The organism is Candidatus Accumulibacter contiguus, assembly GCF_012940005.1.
In the GTDB taxonomy this organism is placed as follows: Bacteria; Pseudomonadota; Gammaproteobacteria; order Burkholderiales; family Rhodocyclaceae; genus Accumulibacter; species Accumulibacter contiguus.
Genome location: NZ_SPMX01000164.1, coordinates 1 through 742 on the forward strand (window position 1 = coordinate 1; position 742 = coordinate 742).

Consider the following 742-nt stretch of genomic DNA (forward strand, 5'->3'; position numbering starts at 1 on the left):
AGTTGCGGATGATCTTTCGCGGCACATACCCGGAAGTTTCCCTCGCCCTTGCCTGTGGCTTCGTTTCCACTGCAGCCACAGCAGACAATCGCGTTGCCTGCACCGATACCGCCGTCACCGGCAGTGAGCGCACCGCACCCGCCTTCGTCACATCCACCGTAACAAAACGCGCTTCCAGCCAATCCGCCCACTTGGCGGCCTTCACGCGCAGATCGCTCCGGTACACCGCGTTGTGTCGCGGCGTCCGGGAGTGGTAGTTGGCTGCCTTGGTCCAGAGATCGCCTTTGTCGTTCTTGAGGTGTCCGCGGATCCGCCAGGCGGCCAGGTCGAACGCGTAGCAGCCGGCCGCGGCGACATCGTCGGCCGTGATTCCGTAGCGGGACAAATCGCGGAGGTAGGACGTGTTGAACTGCATCGCCCCTACGTCATGCGTGCCGTTACTGTTGCGCACCCATTGACCAGGTTTCCCCGCTTCTTTCTCGGCCACGGCCAGGATGATGTTCGCGGGTACCTCGTACTTTACGGCCGCTGAAATCGAGCACACGACGCGCTCTTGAAGCTGTGGCGGCAGATCGACAAAAGGCATTACTCTTCCCTTTTGCTGGTTCTTGCTGTGATTACAGAAGGCGCCGCTGCGCCTCCTCTGCCGCGATTCGGGCGTTGTACTCGGCCTGTGCTCGGTCATAGTCATTGGCTTCGACCCAGTACCCGCCCCTTTCTGGCGTCCCTACGTAGCGCGGCT

Annotated in this window: 1 protein-coding gene; it reads right to left on the reverse strand. The window is 61.6% G+C overall.

The window, feature by feature from the left end; genetic code table 11:
* On the reverse strand, nucleotides 1-586 hold a 586-nt coding region (locus E4Q08_RS23980; protein WP_169072249.1), incomplete at its 3' end, for a transglycosylase SLT domain-containing protein.
* Nucleotides 587-742 lie beyond the last annotated feature (156 nt).